General features: G+C 58.7%; 16 protein-coding genes. 14 read left to right on the top strand and 2 right to left on the bottom strand.

From position 1 onward, the window contains the following. The first annotated feature begins 4 nt into the window (after positions 1-4). The 11 genes from ABOK31_RS15435 (at position 5) to ABOK31_RS15385 (ending at position 10,146) form a co-directional block, all read left to right on the top strand. Positions 5-661 (top strand): response regulator, encoded by a 657-nt coding sequence (locus tag ABOK31_RS15435; RefSeq protein ID WP_174178220.1) that lies wholly within the window; start codon positions 5-7, stop codon positions 659-661. Beyond that, positions 658-2,034: a HAMP domain-containing sensor histidine kinase gene (locus ABOK31_RS15430; protein ID WP_349956589.1), complete on the top strand. Its 1,377-nt coding sequence runs from the start codon at positions 658-660 to the stop codon at positions 2,032-2,034. The genes ABOK31_RS15435 and ABOK31_RS15430 overlap by 4 nt, the downstream gene beginning before the upstream one ends. A 104-nt stretch (positions 2,035-2,138) precedes the next feature. After that, the gene (locus tag ABOK31_RS15425) at positions 2,139-2,822 is read left to right on the top strand and encodes an MtnX-like HAD-IB family phosphatase (protein WP_174178216.1); all 684 of its coding nucleotides are present in this window, start codon (positions 2,139-2,141) and stop codon (positions 2,820-2,822) included. 20 nt (positions 2,823-2,842) lie between these two features. Then, positions 2,843-4,261: an aminotransferase class III-fold pyridoxal phosphate-dependent enzyme gene (locus ABOK31_RS15420; RefSeq protein ID WP_174178214.1), complete on the top strand. Its 1,419-nt coding sequence runs from the start codon at positions 2,843-2,845 to the stop codon at positions 4,259-4,261. A 4-nt stretch (positions 4,262-4,265) separates the two neighbouring features. Then, positions 4,266-5,219, top strand: a complete 954-nt coding sequence (locus ABOK31_RS15415; RefSeq protein WP_174178212.1) for an arginase family protein — start codon at positions 4,266-4,268, stop codon at positions 5,217-5,219. Continuing rightward, a complete protein-coding gene (locus tag ABOK31_RS15410) occupies positions 5,216-5,569 on the top strand; it encodes an EamA family transporter (protein WP_349956588.1) in 354 nt (117 codons plus the stop codon). Before ABOK31_RS15415 ends, ABOK31_RS15410 begins: the two co-directional genes overlap by 4 nt. Beyond that, positions 5,566-6,438, top strand: coding sequence for a fatty acid desaturase (locus ABOK31_RS15405; protein WP_174178208.1), 873 nt, complete (start codon positions 5,566-5,568; stop codon positions 6,436-6,438). Before ABOK31_RS15410 ends, ABOK31_RS15405 begins: the two co-directional genes overlap by 4 nt. Then, positions 6,428-7,240 carry an alpha/beta fold hydrolase gene (locus tag ABOK31_RS15400; RefSeq protein ID WP_349956587.1) on the top strand — a complete coding sequence of 271 codons (813 nt, stop codon included), beginning with the start codon at positions 6,428-6,430 and terminating at the stop codon, positions 7,238-7,240. Before ABOK31_RS15405 ends, ABOK31_RS15400 begins: the two co-directional genes overlap by 11 nt. After that, on the top strand, positions 7,221-8,369 hold the full coding sequence (locus ABOK31_RS15395) for a peptidogalycan biosysnthesis protein (RefSeq protein ID WP_349956586.1): 1,149 nt from the start codon (positions 7,221-7,223) through the stop codon (positions 8,367-8,369). Before ABOK31_RS15400 ends, ABOK31_RS15395 begins: the two co-directional genes overlap by 20 nt. Further along, a complete protein-coding gene (locus ABOK31_RS15390) occupies positions 8,369-8,806 on the top strand; it encodes an EamA family transporter (protein WP_174178203.1) in 438 nt (145 codons plus the stop codon). Before ABOK31_RS15395 ends, ABOK31_RS15390 begins: the two co-directional genes overlap by 1 nt. Positions 8,807-8,814: 8 nt before the next feature. Further along, complete coding sequence (locus ABOK31_RS15385) at positions 8,815-10,146, top strand: cyclopropane-fatty-acyl-phospholipid synthase family protein (protein WP_349956585.1); 1,332 nt, start codon at positions 8,815-8,817, stop codon at positions 10,144-10,146. Here ABOK31_RS15385 and ABOK31_RS15380 read toward each other — a convergent pair. Continuing rightward, the gene (locus tag ABOK31_RS15380) at positions 10,087-10,938 is read right to left on the bottom strand and encodes a MipA/OmpV family protein (protein ID WP_174178201.1); all 852 of its coding nucleotides are present in this window, start codon (positions 10,936-10,938) and stop codon (positions 10,087-10,089) included. The two genes, ABOK31_RS15385 and ABOK31_RS15380, sit on opposite strands and share 60 nt — an antisense overlap. Positions 10,939-11,361: 423 nt before the next feature. On the opposite strand from ABOK31_RS15380, the gene ABOK31_RS15375 reads away from it, so the two are divergent. Then, the gene (locus ABOK31_RS15375; RefSeq protein WP_349956584.1) at positions 11,362-12,108 is read left to right on the top strand and encodes a phosphatase PAP2 family protein; all 747 of its coding nucleotides are present in this window, start codon (positions 11,362-11,364) and stop codon (positions 12,106-12,108) included. A 24-nt stretch (positions 12,109-12,132) separates the two neighbouring features. Here the strand turns inward: ABOK31_RS15375 and ABOK31_RS15370 are convergent, their stop codons facing one another. After that, positions 12,133-12,774, bottom strand: coding sequence for a DUF1007 family protein (locus ABOK31_RS15370; RefSeq protein WP_349956583.1), 642 nt, complete (start codon positions 12,772-12,774; stop codon positions 12,133-12,135). Positions 12,775-13,192: 418 nt separating this feature from the next. Here ABOK31_RS15370 and ABOK31_RS15365 point away from each other — a divergent pair, with 418 nt between their 5' ends. Together ABOK31_RS15365 and ABOK31_RS15360 are read left to right on the top strand one after the other, a co-directional pair. Next, positions 13,193-14,596 (top strand): site-specific integrase, encoded by a 1,404-nt coding sequence (locus ABOK31_RS15365; RefSeq protein WP_349956582.1) that lies wholly within the window; start codon positions 13,193-13,195, stop codon positions 14,594-14,596. Positions 14,597-15,215: 619 nt separating this feature from the next. Beyond that, on the top strand, positions 15,216-15,536 hold the full coding sequence (locus ABOK31_RS15360) for a hypothetical protein (RefSeq protein WP_349956581.1): 321 nt from the start codon (positions 15,216-15,218) through the stop codon (positions 15,534-15,536). The last annotated feature ends 403 nt before the right edge of the window (positions 15,537-15,939 follow it).

The following is a 15,939-nucleotide window of genomic DNA, read 5'->3' as shown; positions in this document are numbered from 1 at the left end:
GGTCGTGCGCGTTCTGCTTGTTGAAGACGACAATATCCTCGGATCATCGCTGAAGAAGGCGCTGGAAAAGCACGCCTATGGCGTCGACTGGATGCGCGATGGCGAATCCGGCCTGGAGGCTGCGGAGAGCTCGCATTTCGCAGCGATCGTGCTCGATATCAATCTACCGCAGCTGAGCGGCATGGAAGTGCTGCGGCGTATCCGCCAGCGGGGTAATTCCGTGCCCGTACTTTTGCTGACGGCGATGGACTCCGTGCGTCAGAAGGTCGAAGGCCTCGATGAGGGCGCCGACGATTACTTGGTCAAGCCTTTCGATCTCGACGAGCTGCTGGCGCGGCTGCGTGCGCTCATCCGCCGGCGCGACGGGCGGACCGAAAGCGTCATCCGCTGCGGCGATGTCGAGGTCGATCCCTCGGCCATGGTGGCGCGCAAGGGCAGCGTGCAGGTCCATACCACCGCTAAGGAATTCCATCTGTTGAAGCTGCTGATGGAGCGCAGCGGCCGCTACGTGACGAAGAACGATATCGAATATGCGCTCTATGACGCGGAAAACACCGTCGAGAGCAATACGATCGAAGTGACGATCTACAATCTGCGCAAGAAGCTCGGCACCGATTTCATCAAGTCGATCCGCGGCGTCGGCTATATGATCGAGCGATGAACAATTCAACGCTTACCCGCAAGCTATTTCTCCGTATTGCGCCGGTCGTCGTCGTGACGATCGTCGTGATCGCCGCTTTCGCCTTCAACAGCGCGACGCGGGAGATCAACAATATCTACGATGCCCAGCTCATCGACGACGCGAATGTGATCTGGAGCCTGCTGCGCCGTCCGCTGGAGAAGAATCCGGACCATGCGGCAAAGCAGATCGACGATATCGACTTCACCATGGACAATCAGCTGGCCTTCAATGAAGACGCCGATGACTATGCCGATGCGCACATGTTTCGTGCCTGGGTCGATGGCAATATCCGCTTCTACAGCAGCACGGCCTTTCTCTCAGACGTGCCGCAGCAGAAGGTCGGCTTCACCACACTGACCTATGGCGGGGACGAGTGGCGCGTCTATTCGCTGCCGATCCCGAATACGACCATCGTGATCGAGCTTGGCGAAAAGATCGCGCTTCGCGAAACGCTCGTTTCCAATATTCTCCTCAATCTGTTCTTTCCGCTGCTGATGCTGGTGCCCGTCATCGGCTTCCTCATCTGGCTCGGCATCAATAGCGGTCTGCGCACGATTCACGGGCTGGTGCGGCAGATTCGTACCCGGTCGCCGGATGATCTCTCAGCCATCCCCGTCGAAGAACTGCCGCGCGATCTGTTGCCGCTTGGCCGGTCGATCAACCAGCTGCTCGAAAAGCTCGGCCAGTCGCTGACGCTGGAGCGGCGCTTTTCCGACCTTGCCGCGCATCAGCTGCGCACGCCGCAGGCAAGCGTGAAGCTGCTTTTGCGGATGCTGGAACATAGCGATAGCGACCATGAGCGGCAGGCGATCATTTCCGACCTCGTTTCCAGCAACAACCGCACTATCCATCTGATCGAGCAGCTGCTGCGGCTCGCCAGGGTCAGCCACCATCCCCTCAATCTGACGGAGATTACGCTTTACCACTGGATGGCGTCGCTCATTGCCGAATTAGGCAACATCATCACCAGCCGCGAACTCGACGTGGTGCTGGAGGGGGATGAGGCAATCCAGGTCAAGACCGACGAGTCGCTGCTGCGGATGCTGGTCACCAATCTGCTCGACAACGCCATCAAATACACGCCTGTCGGTGGGGAAATCAAAGTTTCGATCGCTTCGGAGGATGGTTTCGGCCGCATTTCGATCAGCGACAGCGGCCCCGGCATTCCGCCGCATGAGCGGGAAGCGGTGTTCCAGCGCTTCTATCGCCTCAACACGCTTCACACGGAAGGGGCCGGCCTTGGTCTCGCTATCGTTGCAGATACGGCGGACCGACTTTCGGCAATGGTTGATCTTTCTACTTCACGTTTGGGCAATGGTCTTCAGGTCGATCTAAGATTGCCGTTGAGTTAAAAATACAACGTCTCGTCGTTTTTCATTTTCGCATCATTTTCCGCTCATACCCGGCTCATCTGAGGTTGTTAGACGCAACTTAGGATAAGGCGAAAGGGTATTTCATGCAGGTGTTTTGCGATTTTGATGGAACCATATCCATCGAAGACGCGACGGATATGGTGCTAACCCGTTTCGCCGGTGCTGAGTGGGAAGATATCGAACAGCTGTGGAAGCAGGGGCTGATCGGCTCCGGCGAATGCATGCGTCGGCAGATTGCTCTCATCCAGGCAAACCGGGGCGAGCTCGATCTGTTTCTGGACACGCTGTCGATCGATCCGGGCTTCGAGAGTTTTCTGTCCTTTTGCCGCCGCGACGAATTGCCTGTCACGATCGTCAGCGATGGTGTGGACTATTTCATCCGCCGCATCCTGGCGCGCCACGGCATCGAGGGTCTGCCGATAGTTGCCAATGTGCTGACCTGCAGCGTTTCGCAGGGCCGTGAGTCCTATTCGCTGTTTCCGCCGTTTACTGCAACCGGCTGCGTATCCGGTGCCGGTGTCTGCAAATGCCGCGTTGTCGATAGCAACGACCTGCAGGTCTACATCGGCGACGGGCGAAGCGACTTCTGCGTTTCCGACAAGGTCGATCTCGTTTTCGCCAAGTCCAAGCTTGTCGACTACTGCGAGGAAAACGGCATTCCGTATGTCGGTTTCGAAGACTTTTCCGATCTGCTTCCAAAGATGGAAGCCGTTCTCCCGAGCGTCGAACGACGCTCCCGTACGCTGCCGCATTTCAAGACAGCGTAAACTAGACCAAGAGGCATTGAATGAAAACGAATGCAGCCGAAGCCTTCAGCGGCGAGACCGATTCCGTCCGCTCCGAAGAAGAATTGCGCGCCCTCGAAGAGCTCTATTGCTCGCATGGCGACACGGTTCACTACACCGACAAGCCCAAGTTCTTCGAGGAATGCGAAGGTTCCTACGTCTACGATCGGACCGGAACGCCGTTCCTCGATCTGCAGATGTGGTACTCCGCCGTCAATTTCGGCTATCGCAACGAGCGCCTGAACGAGGCTGCCCATCGCCAGCTCGATCGGCTGCCGCAGGTCGCATCGCAATATCTGCACCGCGAGAAGGTGGAGCTTGCCGCGATGATCGCCCAGGATGCCGAGCGCAAGTTCGGTCACAAGGGCCGCGTTCACTTCAACGTCGGCGGCTCGCAGGCCGTTGAAGATTCGCTGAAGCTCGTGCGCAATTACACCGGCGGCAAGAGCCTGATGTTCGCCTTCGAAGGTGGCTATCACGGCCGCACGCTCGGCGCTTCGGCAATCACCTCGAGCTATCGCTATCGCCGCCGCTACGGCCATTTCGGCGATCGCGCCCAGTTCGTCGAATTCCCCTATTATTTCCGCGGCCCGAAGGGCATGTCGAAGGAAGAATACGGACATTATTGCGTCCAGAAGTTCGCCCGCCTGTTCGAGAGCGAATATAACGGCGTCTGGGACCCGAAGGCCGGCAAGTCCGAATATGCCGCCTTCTACATCGAGCCGATCCAGGGCACCGGCGGCTACGTCATTCCGCCGATGAACTTCTTCGTCGAACTGAAGAAGGTGCTTGACGATCACGGCATCCTGCTCGTCGTCGACGAAATCCAGATGGGCGTCTACCGCACGGGCAAGCTCTGGTCGATCGAGCATTTCGGCGTTTCGCCGGATGCGCTGGTCTTCGGCAAGGCAATCACCAACGGCCTCAACCCGCTTTCGGGCGTCTGGGCTCGCGAAGAGATGATCAACCCGACCGTATTCCCGCCCGGCTCCACGCATTCGACCTTCGCCAGCAATCCGATGGGCACTGCCGTTGCGCTCGAAACGATGAAGATGCTGGAAGAGCAGGATTTCGGCGCCGCGATCATGGAAAAGGGCGCGCATTTCCTCGATGGGCTGAAGCAGCTGCAGAAGCGCCACGCCATCGTCGGCGAAGTCGATGGCCTGGGCCTCGCCCTGCGCATGGAAATCTGCAAGGACGACAGCTACACGCCGGACAAGGCGACGATGGACTGGATGTGCGACGAAGGCATGAAGGGCGACCTTCAGGTGGGCGGCAAGACCTACGGTCTCGTGCTCGACGTCGGCGGCTACCACAAGAACGTCATCACGTTTGCTCCGAACCTGCTCATCACCCGCGAAGAGATCGATCTGGCGCTTGCCCTGCTCGATCAGCTTCTGACGCGCGCTGCCCGGAGATAAGACCGTGCAACTGCTGCTTCTTCATCTCGATGATGCTTTGGAGTTGCAGCCTGATTTCGTGCGCGCCTGCAAATTTGCCGGCGCGCACCAGTATTTCGGCAAGAATGCCGGGTCGCAGGTTCGGCTGTGGAGCAAGCAGGGCGCCCTTGACGATCTCAACCGCGAGATCGTCAAGAACAGGCCGACGACCGGCAAGGACCCGCAATTGTGCTTCATGGGTTCCGGCGATTTCCATCATGTCACGGCCTTGCTGCTCGACGGCGCACTCGAAAGACAATCCGGTGCGGTCACACTGATCCACTTCGACAATCATCCGGATTGGGTCAAATTCGACGGCGGCATGCATTGCGGCTCTTGGGTCAATCGCGCGCTTGCCAACCCCAGCATCCAGAAGGTCCTCACGATCGGCGTCTGCAGCCATGATCTTCGCAGTCCGGAGCGCAAGGGAGCCAATCTACACTGGCTCGGCGACGGCAAGCTGGAACTCTATCCTTACGAACATCCGCCGAGCCGCGTGGCGGCCGATTACGGCACCGGTGCCAGCTATCGGCAGGAAAGAGGCGCGCTGCACTGGAAATCGATCGTCGAAATCGGCGAGGAAAATTTCATCGACCATATGCTTAGCCGCATTCGCACCGAGGCGGTCTACGTCACGATAGACAAGGACGTGCTCGCCGCCGACGATGCCGTTACCAATTGGGATCAGGGCCGTATGCGACTGCCTTATCTCCTGGCTCTGATCAGCGAAATCGGCAGCCGCCACCGCATCATCGGCGCGGATGTCATTGGGGATTATTCAACTCCGAGTTATGCTGGCAGTCTTCGGACACAGTTCATGAAGCGCGCGGAGATCTTCATCGATCAGCCGCGCATGCGACAGGGTGCCGAAACAATGAGGAACATCAACAGCGCGGCCAATCACGCCCTGCTGGAGGTGCTGGCGGAGTATATGCAATGACCGGCAGCCTGACACTTTCCATGCTTGGGCTCATAGTATTCTGCATCGTCGCGGAGACTGCCCGCGAGGTCTGCTTCAAGCAATCGGCCAGCGAGAACGCGCCTCTTTCGGCGCTGGCCAAACCGATCACCTGGCTCGGCATTCTGCTCTGGGCCATTGAGCTTATCGCCTGGACGGCCGTTCTGGAGCATGTGCCTCTGACCATCGCCTTCCCGCTGATGGCGATGAGCTATGTCGTCATCGTGCTCGCCGGTGCCATCATCTTCAAGGAAAACATCAACCTGCGCCACGCGACGGGCGTGTTTCTCGTCACCGCCGGTGTGGTTTGCGTGGGAGTTACAGGACTATGAAAATCTTTGCGCACACCCGATGGGACCTAGCACCAGTTCTTGCCGCCGTCGCCCATCTCGCCTTCGACGTCTATCTGATCGTCGGCTTCGAAAGCCGGCCGCTTTGGCTCTCGGCCGTTCTCGGCTGCCTCTATGCCGTTTCGATCTCCTGGAACATCAACAGCATATCGCACAATTTCATCCACACACCCTATTTCAAGCCGCGCTGGATGAACTACGGCTTCAGCCTGCTGGAATCGGTCGCGATCGGTTTTTCGCAGACCTATTATCACTGGGTGCACATGCGCCATCATTCCGGCAATAGCGACCGTCCGAACGAAAAGGGCGAGACGATCGACATGCTGTCGATCTATCGCTACGGCCGTGACGGCCAACCGGAAAACGTCTGGTCCTATACGTTCCTGAGCTTCTTCCGTGACAGCCTCGGTGATATTCACAAGGCCATCGCCCGCAACCGCCCGTTCGATGCCGCCTGGGGACGGTTCGAGCTCTATTTCTTCCTGGGGCTTGCCGCGATCGCGCTGATCTACGACTGGAAGGCGGTGCTGTTCTTCGTGCCGTTCTACTATATCGGCAATTGCCTGTCTTCGCTGAACGGCTATTACGAGCACCTGAACGGTGATCCGGACGAGCCGATTGCCTGGGGTGTTTCCAGCCATCAGCCTTTCTATAACTGGCTGTGGTTCGGCAACGGTTATCACGCCGAGCATCACTATCGTCCGCGCACCCACTGGACGAAGCTTCCGGCGCTGCATGATCAGATCAAGGAAGAGCAGGAAAAGAACGGCACGCATGTGATCAGCACCTGCCATGCGCTTGGCTTCATGGCCAAGGAAAACCGGCAGTCGGAGCTATCTCATGAAAGCTGATGAATTGAGCTTCTTCATGGAGGGCTCAAATGGCAAAGGCGTCCTTCTGGTCCACGGCCTCACGGGCGCGCCCGCCGAAATGAAGCTGGTGGCTCGGCACTTGAACCGTAAGGGCTATAGCGTCTATGCGCCGCTGCTGGCCGGCCACGGCGTCGATGCGAAGACCTTGCGCCAGACCCGCTGGGAAGACTGGCTCGCCTCGGTCGTCGAGGCATCGGAGCTGCTGGCATCCAGAACGCAGGAGGTCTTCGCCGCCGGTATCTGCGTCGGCGGCAAGCTCGCCATGCTGGCTGCCGAACAGCAGAAGACCATCAGTGCCGTCGCAATCTACTCCCCCTGCTTCAGCTATGACGGCTGGGACGTTCCCTTCTACTATCCGCTGCTGGCCTCGCAGATCGGCTGGCTGTCGCGCGTTCCGTTCCTTGATCGGCTGAGCTTCAGCGAGACGACCTCGCTCGGGATCAAGGACGAGCGCATGCGCCGGCTGATCGAAGGCATGGCGAGCGAAGGGGTTCTGGAAAAATTCCCCGGCAAGGGTCTGGTCGAGATGCATCGGCTGGGCAAGACGCTTCGGAACATGCTGCCGCAGATGCAGACGCCGACGCTGATCCTGCATGCCGAGGACGACGATCTCGCCAGCCCGAAGCATGCCCGCTATATTTCCGAGCATATCGGTGCTCCGCATGAGCTGAAATGGATCACGGACAGCTATCACATGATCCATGTCGACCGGCAGCATCGGCAAGTGGCCGATTTCACGGCCGACTTCTTCGAGGCGCGTCATGTCGCAGCCGCTGCTTAAAATCGTGCCGCAGTCGATCGATGATCCGGTGGCCGAAGTTCACTTCAGCATTCGCGCCATCGGCCGCGACGCATGGAATGCGTGCTTTCCGAATGATGTCGAAGACTATGATTGCCTGCTAGCGATCGAGGAAGCTGGCCTCGAAGGGTTCGAATGGCGCTATATCACCCTTACGGAAGGTGGGCGTGTGAGCGCCGCCATGCCGGCCTTTCTCTGCCTCTACGCTCTCGATACGACGCTGGATGAGGGGTTCCTGCGCCGGTTCGTGCGCAGCATCCAGCGCCGCTTTCCCGGTTTCCTGAAGCTGCGCCTTGCATGCCTCGGATCGCCCTGCACGGAAACGGGCGCCATCGGTTTTCATCCCGACATCTCGCGCGAGCGTCGTCGCGTACTGCTGACGGAGATGCTGTCCTTCTTCGAGCAGGTCGCTGCGACGGAGCGTTGTGCGCTGATCGGTCTCAAGGATATTCCGGAGCAGGCTTCGGCGGAGTTCGGCGATCTGCTTGGTGCGCGCGGCTATGCCTCGATCGGCGGCCTTCCGACGGCCTGGCTCGACATCGATTTCAAGACGATCGATGAGTATCTTGCCAGGCTTTCGGCCGGTACTCGCAAGGACATGCGCCGCAAGATGAAATCCTTCGACCAGGTCAGGGTCGAGATGCGGACGGATTTCGGCGAATTCCTGCCCGAGGTGATGGCGCTCTATCACGACACGCGCAACCGCAGCGAATTGCAGTTCGAGGAACTGACGCCAGCCTATTTCCAGGGCATTCTCGGCCATATGCCCGGCCGCTCCTTCTGCGCCTTCTATTTCGTCGGGGACAAGCTGCTTGCTGCCAATCTGATCGTGCATGACGGGCGCGTGGCCATCGACAAGTTCTTCTGCATGGATGGGGAAAAGGGTCGACCCTACAATCTCTATTTCATCAGCTGGTTTACCAACCTGCGCTATTGCCTGGAGAACGGCCTCAGCCGTTATCAGAGCGGGCAGGCCCATTATGAAAACAAGCTGCGGCTCGGCAGCAAGCTGACCGCCAATGCGATGTATTTCCACCATCGCAATCCTTTGCTTCAGAGTGTGCTGCGACTGGTATCGCCGCTGTTCTCGACAGACGAGGCGGATGCGTAATGCCTAGTATACGTTTTTTCTGGCTCGCCGTGCCCGTGTTGAGCACCCTGTACCAAGTCCTTATCAAGCTTGGTGCCGGGCACTTGCACGATGCGGGCATGCAGGTCTGGCTGTGGCAGGCCCTTTCCTCTCCATGGATATTGATGGCGATCGCCGTCGAGATCGTCGGCTTCTTCATCTGGATGAATGTGCTGGCCGAGCTCGATCTCAGCCGTGCCTTTCCGCTTACGGGCATCAGCTATGTGCTGATCGTCGCGACCGGCTGGTTCGTCTTCGGCGAGCGGGTCGTCGCCCTGCAGATGGTCGGCAGCGGCTTGATCCTGACGGGCGTCTGGTTGATTGCAGGCGCGGGTGTCGAGACGAAAGCGCACCATGAGGAATTGGAATTGGAGCCGAAGCAGGAGGAACTGCGTACGGGGACCGGCAAGGATAGGTGATGCCCAACATGCAAGCTGACAACCGCCCAAAGGGCAAAACCCCCGCCATTTTCTCCAGCCTTGTCGACTGGTGCGTGAAGCGGGCACTCTCTTCCATCGTGACGCGCGGCGCGTTGAGCGTGACGACGGCAAGCGGCCGCGTGCTGACCTTCGGCGATGGCACCGGTGAGCCGGTTCATGTTCGCTTCACCGACGACCGCGCCGAATGGGCGCTCCTCATCGATGCCGACAAGCGGCTTGGCGAACTCTTCATGGATGGCCGCTTCATCGTCGAGCAGGGCACACTCTACGACTTCGTGGCGATGATGCTGAGGGAGGGGCAGAACACCACGCATCCCCTTATTGCCCGCATCATCGATCACCTCAGGACGAAGCTGCGGATTTTCCGCCACCGCAATCTGCCTGGGCGCTCTAAGGCCAATGTCGCGCATCACTACGACCTCGATGGCCGGCTCTACGAGCTCTTCCTCGACCCGGACCGGCAATATTCCTGCGCCTATTTCGAGCATGCGGACCAATCGCTCGATGACGCACAGCTTGCCAAGAAACGCCATCTCGCCGCCAAACTGCTGATCGGGCCGAACAACAGCATTCTCGACATCGGCTGCGGCTGGGGCGGTTTGGCGCTGCATGTGGCGGAGCAGGCACCGGGCGGCTATGTGCTCGGCGTCACTCTCTCCGAGGAGCAGCATGAATATGCTTCGAAGCGCGTCACGGACATGGCCGGGGGAACGCCGGCCGAGGTTCAGTTCGCACTGAGGGACTACCGCAGCCTGACCGGCCGCTTCGACAGGATCGTCTCTGTCGGCATGTTCGAGCATGTCGGACTGGCATCCTATCGCACCTTTTTCCGCAAGTGTGCGGAGCTGCTCGAGGATGACGGCATCATGGTGCTGCACACCATCGGCTGCTCGGCGACCCCCGGCTTCACCACGCCGTGGCTCGACAAATACATCTTTCCGGGCGGTTATATTCCGGCACTCTCCGAAATCGTGCCTGAGATCGAGGCGGCGGGACTTGCCATCACCGATGTCGAAGTGCTGCGGCTGCATTATGCCAAGACGCTCGAGGCGTGGCGGGAGCGCTTCATGGCGCGCTGGGACGATGCCGCCAAGCTTTACGACGAGCGTTTCTGCCGGATGTGGGAATATTATCTTTCGACGGCGGAGGCCGCTTTCCGCTACGAGGATCTCGTCGTTTTCCAGATCCAGATCGCCAAGCGCAACGACATCATCCCGCTGACGCGCAACTACATCGCCGAGAATGAGGCGAAGAGCGCCTCAAAAGTTGATGTTGAAGGTTCTGTTCAGCGTGAAGCCAATGATGTTCTGGTCGGGTGAGCCGAAGCGCGAGGTGATCGGGCTGTCGGCGGCATCGCCTACCAGGCGGTTATATTTCTCATAGACCTGTACGCTCCATTCCGGGGAGATCGTGTAGGTCGCAGCCACGGTGAAGCCGACCGACTTTACGCCGGCGCCGGCATCGAAGGCATTGATATGGCCATGTCTCGCAGCTTCATTCTCCGAGATGCCAAAGTTGGTGCGCATATACACTGAATTTGCCATCGACAGGCGAGGGCCGGCAGACAGAAGCCATTTGTCTCCGAGCGGCTGGAACCAGTCGAGAGCGAAATCACCGACCAGACCATCGCCACCCCAAAGCGACTGGCGTATTTCCGTGCGGAACCGCAGCCGATTTTCCATCAGCCAATATTGGGCGAAGCCGCCCGCGTCGAAATTCCAGCGCACTCTGCGCTGACTTTGCAGATGCAGATCATTGAGATCGAAGCGGTCATCCCTCAAGCCGACCACAGGGCCGATTTCGAGGCCTCCGAGATCGAAAAGCTGAAAGTCGAAATTGTCGTCCGGAGCGCTGTATTCCGTGGCCTCGCCGAGGCGGTGGACGTCGAAGGAGGGCAGGGCGCCGAAGGTATAGTGCTTCGATCCCTCATAGCTCGGTCCGTATTCCACGGTTGCCCCAAGCGTCACGACCCAAGTACTGGATGAGGATTTAGCAGGGGTATCGTCCGCTCTGGAAGAGGCGGGAAACATGCCGACTATAGACGCTGCCAGCAGCCCCGTTCCGGCCAACGCAGACAGCCGGGCGGAGAAAGATGTCCCAACATTTAACACTCTGACAACACCTGATGCCTGATCGCCCCTGCAGCACTACTAGCACAGCTCGCGGCTTGGAAAATAGCGGAAAGTTTGAAAGCAAACACGGCGTCTAGCCTGTGGCCTGAACGCTTCTGCATTGCTTGTGGAAACAAAGGCGCGGCTCGCCTTCCATTCATTGCTAACGCCCCATGAACCACCCCTCGGCAGAAAGTAAAGCCAGCCACATACCGTCGTGGCTACCGCAGCGACTGCCATAAATTCCCGTTACGATAGAGACATTTTATGTCACGAACCTGAAGCGCACGTGCCACTTAACATATCGTCCCGGCTTTCATCGGTTGGAACCTGCGAGTTCTATTCCTAGATAGGCTTTGTCCGGTATCGGGCTTCGATCGTGGACGAAGCGACGTAAGAACAGGCAAGGGCAGGTATTAGCGCATGAAGGATCGGCCGTTAGGCATATCGGGTATCCCTGGATGGTTGAACCGCTACGAGCCCTTGCTGCTTGTGATGTTCGCCGCGCTTTCGGGCGGAATTCTTCTGTTCATCTACCTGACGGGAGAAGTCCTCGAAGGCAGTACGAAGGGTTTCGACGAGGCGATCCTGCTGGCGCTTCGCCAGCCCGGCAATCTTTCTGTTCCGATCGGGCCGGGTTGGCTGACCCATGCCGTCAAGGACGTCACAAGCCTCGGCGGGACGACGGTGCTCGCGCTGATGACGACGCTGGTGACGATCTATCTGCTGCTCGACCGGAAGCGTGCCATCGCCTTGTTCATCCTTGCTTCGGTGCTCGGCGGCTGGGCGCTGAGCGCGGCCCTGAAGGTCGGCGTTGCGCGGCCGCGGCCGGATATCGTGCCGCATCTGGTCGAGGTCCACGATCTGAGCTTTCCGAGCGGCCATGCGATGGTGTCGGCCGTGACCTATCTGACCCTTGCCGCGCTGATCTCAGGCACGCGAACCTATCGTTCGACGCGCGTTTTCACCGTCGCGGCCGGCATCCTTTTGACATTGATGATCGGCGCGAGCCGGATCTATCTGGGTGTCCACTACCCCACCGACGTTCTCGGTGGCTGGTGCGCCGGCGCGACCTGGGCGCTCGCCTGCTGGATCATCGCCCGCCGCTATATATCGCTTGTCCCAAATGGCGAGCGATCGGCGCGAGACGATGCTCCGCCTTTCAAATGAGGGGCGCTCTTTCCGGGCCTGGTATCAGCACTGGACTTCCAGCCGCGTCGCCACAAGCAGCGAATAGTCCGTGCCCTTGGGATCGCTGAAGAACATGCTGGTCAGCGCGGCCTGGTTTTCCGCCATGACTTCCTTGGGATTGGGCCTGACCACCTTGCGCTTGCAGCGGCCGAAGGCCGGTCCCGACGTGGTCATATCGTTGTCGGTGGCGAAATCGACCGCCGTATAGAGCGTCTTGTCGTAGATCCCGAAGATGGTGGTTCCCTTGAGGAAGGTCTTCTGTTCCGGCTTCAGCGAGAAGGTCAGGGTCAGCGAACCATCCTTGTAGTCGGCCTCTATCGCATCCGGCTTGGCCATCGGCACTGTTTTGCCGTTGCTGGTGACGTTCGTGTAGTAACCGTATTGCGCCAGCGAATCCTTCACCGTCTTGCCCACGGCCTTGAGCTCGCTCGCGCTCAGCGCCTGATCCCCGGCCTTGCCGAAATCCATGAGAACGGAAGAGGTGAAGACCTCGTCGAAGCTCCAGACATTGCGCAACTCGCTGATCGAGCCGTCAGGCGCGGAGACGACCTCGAACTTGGCATCGATGAAGATATGCGGATGGGCGAGTGCGGGAACGGGCAAAAGCGACAGGATCGCAATCAGCAGGGAAATCTTTGTCTTCATGCTTTTCATGCGAGCGGCTACCGCGTTTCGTCCGTCTATCCGATGCGCAGACCTGGACGGCAAATGAGACTGATTTGAGACCCCAGGCGTGCTGGACACGGCATAGATGCAAGCAAGGGAAATAGAAGTGTAGAAACCCGGCTTTTCGGCCAAAAACCAGCCTTCAGCCTGAGCCGTGGCTTCTTCATATCAGAGAAAGACTGGAAAACTGGAGCGGGCGAAGGGATTCGAACCCTCGACCCCAACCTTGGCAAGGTCACATATGCCTTACGCCATGATATCCTAAAATACGAAAAATATCACAATATCAATGTGTTATATTGACAGCGCCGCCGTGTCAACGCTAGGGTAGTCCGAGAATTTCCGCTTTCCGTGGTATCTCGGTGGTATCCAGAAAGCGTGGACGGAGGCGAACAAAATGGTCAAGCGGGCAGGTGTGGCGTTGACCAAAAAGGTCGTCGACGCCGCCGAGAAACAGGCGAAGCGCTACCATCTCTGGGACAGCGAGCTGGCAGGCTTCGCCTTGCGTGTCGAGCCCTCCGGCGTGAAGACCTTTATGATCAAATACCGCGCCAATGGCGGCGGCCGCTCAGCGACGCAGCGTTGGCTGGTCATTGGCCGGTTCGGACCGCTCACCCCTGATCAGGCTCGTAAGATCGCCAAGATCAAGCTCGGCAGCGTCGCCGCCGGTGCCGATCCGGCAAGCGAGCTGCAGGCCAAGCGGCGCGAAATGACCATGACGGCGCTCGTCGACCTCTACGAAAAAGAGGGGTGCGTCATTCAGCGGGGTAAGCGTCAGGGCGAGCCGATGAAGCCCAAAACCAAAGCTTACACGCTCGCGCGGCTCCGTAATCATGTCGTTCCACTGCTCGGGACGCGCCGGGCGCCCGAGATCAACCCAGGCGACATCGAGCGCTTCGTCGCCGATGTGACGGCCGGGAAGACCGCCAAGGACGAGAAGGTTGGCCCGCGCAAGCGGATTATCGTTCGCGGCGGTGATGGCGCCGCCCGCAAGGTGGTGCGAGACCTATCGGCCGTTTTCAGCTTCGCACAGCGCAGCGAGATCGTGAAGCGCAACCCTTGCGAAACGGCGGCGGTTCGCAAGACCGACAATCGGAGCGAGCGCTATCTAACGCTTGAGGAAATCACTCGTCTGGGCGCTGCCCTGGATGAACTCGAAGCCGAGGGTGTGAACCCCAAAGCCGTCAACATCGCTCGCCTATGGGCGCTCACCGGCTGCCGCCGCGATGAAATCGCCGGATTGCGCTGGTCCGAGTTTCATGCGGATGAGGGCCTGCTGATTCTTGGCGACAGCAAGACCGGCAAGTCACTGCGCCCGCTCGGAGCTGCTGCCGTCGCCCTGCTCAAGAGTATCGATAAGATCGACGGCTCGGATTTCGTCTTCCCAGCCGAACGCGGTGACGGGCATTATCAGGGCATCAAGACGATGTGGAGCAAGGCGATCACCAAGGCGGAGCTGCCCGGCGTTACGCCCCACACACTCCGGCATACGATGGGGTCGACCGCCACCTCGACGGGTGAGGCGCTGGCGCTCACCGGCGCGATCTTGGGACATGAGAATCCGCGTTCTACTGCAATTTACGCTCATGTGCAGACCGACCCGTCCCGTCAAGCGGCAGAGCGCGTCAGCGCAAAAATCGCTGCAGCGCTTGCCGGCAGGTTGGGGAGTGGGGTGGCCTCTTTGCAATCCATCGATGCAGTGGAAATGCTCGTCCGCAGTCTCGTTGAGCAGTTCGCCCAGCGCGGTGTCGATGCGATGCAGATCGCTGCGTTGATGGGCCAAATTGCGCAGGACGAGTAAAGCCAATTCTGTTTGGCAGCAGCCAAGAGTTTTTGCTTCCAAGGTGTTAGACTGGGGAAATCGCGGATATCGAGCATTTGCCTCAGCACATCTTGTATTTGATCCTATGTCGTCGCTGCAAACCTTTGAAAATTTTGAATATTACCCGCTATGCAGACCTAGCGGTTCGATTCCTATCAAGAGCCGCATGTTATCGACGTCGGTTGACTTGGTTTGGCTGTCGGACTTCAGAAAGAATTGGAGGAGATGGAGCTACTTCGGGGAGCGGAGCTCTGCGAGTGACGGCAAGGCCAACTGACGGCAGCGCATCGGCATGTGGTACCTGGACAGGCTTGAGGCTTGATCGTTCACCCTGAACAATTGCACTCTACTTTTGCCACCAAGGAAGGGATAGAATCTTCTACCCGATCGGCAATCGGCCCGCGCAGAACATTTGCGAGGTACAGCTCCGGTAAGGAGAAGAGCAGTTCGGCAATACCGATGAATTCGAATGTTCAGACAGGTCAGCGAACCGCGGCAAAGTCGTCACCGTCTTATCGAGAGTGAGAGGGCCGACAGAGTTTCCGTGACGGGTTGAGGGTTGGGAGAGAGGCTCCCGGCGCCCGTCATGGAGTGATCCATGTCCCACACCAAAATTCTGATTCCCGCTGAAGACCGCGTCGGTGGATATAAGCTGGATTCAAGGCGTGGCGACAGAGTAGGGCGCATATCCTCCAAGTGGTTCGAGCGGCCGGCCGATGAACGCTACCTTTCGATGTCTGATCTTTACGCGATCGTTCACGGTCGAGCGGAGCACAGCCGGACGCGGATTCTGGAGACTGGCGCAATCCGCATAGAAGCCCGGCGCGATAGCGTCGAATATCTGGCACTTTTACTGTCGAATGCGGACTTGCAAGGATTTCATCGATTGCCTCCGATGGCATCAAATGACTACTCGTGACCCTCGGAATGTGGTTGAGCCGATCGGGGAACTACTATCGCGCGACCGCATCGGCCTCATCGTTAGCCGTGCGGAGAGCTGACGGAATGTCCGCAAGCCATTCCTGCCGTTTTCTGATGGCGGAGGTTTTTGCTTTTTTGTCGCGATATCTAGAAACCGAGTAGTCCTTTGTCCGCGCACTCTATCGAGAGAGGAAAGATAGGCGACCCATCGCGGCTGAGGATCGTGCGCTTTATAGACACCGGATATGCCACTGATATTGTCACGTCTCAAGCAGTTTGCCGTCTCTCTCTCAGGGTTGCCGGAGGCAAAGTGTGCATGACCGTATCACGATAGTCATGTGTTTGAGCCAAAGCAGCTTCAGGACATCCGTAGGTGCTATCCTTAGAGGTGCGACTGATAT

It is taken from the genome of Rhizobium sp. ZPR4 (genome assembly GCF_040215725.1).
In the GTDB taxonomy this organism is placed as follows: domain Bacteria; phylum Pseudomonadota; class Alphaproteobacteria; order Rhizobiales; family Rhizobiaceae; genus Rhizobium; species Rhizobium rhizogenes_D.
This window is presented reverse-complemented; position numbering and strand designations above follow the sequence as displayed.

Bases quoted from the DNA above. Each gene is read 5' to 3' on its own strand.
- ABOK31_RS15430 (WP_349956589.1), top strand. From the start codon at position 658: ATGAACAATTCAACGCTTACCCGCAAGCTATTTCTCCGTATTGCGCCG.
- ABOK31_RS15425 (WP_174178216.1), top strand. From the start codon at position 2,139: ATGCAGGTGTTTTGCGATTTTGATGGAACCATATCCATCGAAGACGCG.
- ABOK31_RS15420 (WP_174178214.1), top strand. From the start codon at position 2,843: ATGAAAACGAATGCAGCCGAAGCCTTCAGCGGCGAGACCGATTCCGTC.
- ABOK31_RS15410 (WP_349956588.1), top strand. From the start codon at position 5,216: ATGACCGGCAGCCTGACACTTTCCATGCTTGGGCTCATAGTATTCTGC.
- ABOK31_RS15405 (WP_174178208.1), top strand. From the start codon at position 5,566: ATGAAAATCTTTGCGCACACCCGATGGGACCTAGCACCAGTTCTTGCC.
- ABOK31_RS15400 (WP_349956587.1), top strand. From the start codon at position 6,428: ATGAAAGCTGATGAATTGAGCTTCTTCATGGAGGGCTCAAATGGCAAA.
- ABOK31_RS15395 (WP_349956586.1), top strand. From the start codon at position 7,221: ATGTCGCAGCCGCTGCTTAAAATCGTGCCGCAGTCGATCGATGATCCG.
- ABOK31_RS15390 (WP_174178203.1), top strand. From the start codon at position 8,369: ATGCCTAGTATACGTTTTTTCTGGCTCGCCGTGCCCGTGTTGAGCACC.
- ABOK31_RS15385 (WP_349956585.1), top strand. From the start codon at position 8,815: ATGCAAGCTGACAACCGCCCAAAGGGCAAAACCCCCGCCATTTTCTCC.
- ABOK31_RS15375 (WP_349956584.1), top strand. From the start codon at position 11,362: ATGAAGGATCGGCCGTTAGGCATATCGGGTATCCCTGGATGGTTGAAC.
- ABOK31_RS15370 (WP_349956583.1), bottom strand. From the start codon at position 12,774: ATGAAGACAAAGATTTCCCTGCTGATTGCGATCCTGTCGCTTTTGCCC.
- ABOK31_RS15365 (WP_349956582.1), top strand. From the start codon at position 13,193: ATGGTCAAGCGGGCAGGTGTGGCGTTGACCAAAAAGGTCGTCGACGCC.
- ABOK31_RS15360 (WP_349956581.1), top strand. From the start codon at position 15,216: ATGTCCCACACCAAAATTCTGATTCCCGCTGAAGACCGCGTCGGTGGA.